The organism is Micromonospora sp. DT201 (assembly GCF_049841575.1).
Lineage (GTDB): Bacteria > Actinomycetota > Actinomycetes > Mycobacteriales > Micromonosporaceae > Micromonospora.
Genome location: NZ_JBNCKP010000076.1, coordinates 1 through 607, shown reverse-complemented (window position 1 = coordinate 607; position 607 = coordinate 1). Strand labels below are relative to the sequence as shown.

At 65.6% G+C, this 607-nt stretch carries 1 protein-coding gene; it reads left to right on the top strand.

Translation table 11 applies throughout. The features are described from left to right. Positions 1-439: hypothetical protein (locus ACLQ28_RS34465; protein WP_425690442.1), on the top strand; the 439-nt coding region annotated here is incomplete at its 5' end. Positions 440-607: the final 168 nt, after the last annotated feature.

Here is a 607-nt window from a genome sequence, read left to right as displayed (position 1 = left end):
GATCTCCGATCCCCGTCCTCAGGTCAGCACCCCCAACTCACACGGGGTGTCTCACACCATCCTGACCAAGAGGGGCGACTACAACGTCATCAGCCGCGACCACCAACCCCGCTACCCCGGCTTCCGACCCTTCGAGTACGACTTCCTCGACGCCCTCGCCTTACTCGGGCTCTGCGACGTCCACCGGACTCTGCACCCCGACGTGCAGACACACAGCTGGATCGGCCGTGCCGGAAACGGATATCGCTTCGACTACCTCCACGCTGGCCCTGGGCTACTGTCTCACCTGGCAGCCGCCGCCTACCTGAACCAACCTCGCCTTGAGGGTCTCTCCGACCACTTGGCGCACAGCGTCGACATCGACGCACCGGCCGCCGGTGGTCGGGGGGCCGGTACGAGCAACGTCGTGGCTTGCTTGACGTCCCGTACGTACTCCTAGACGAGCGGCAGAATAGGCGCGTGACCCTCTGGACGATCGCCACGGCGGCCGACGAAGCTCGCCGCCAAGCGGCGGTCGCCGTCCTGCCCATGGGTCTGCTGCACCGATAGGTGACATCTGAGATGGCTTGCCCTGGTGGCGGGCTGGAAGGATGTTGCTGTGCCGAAG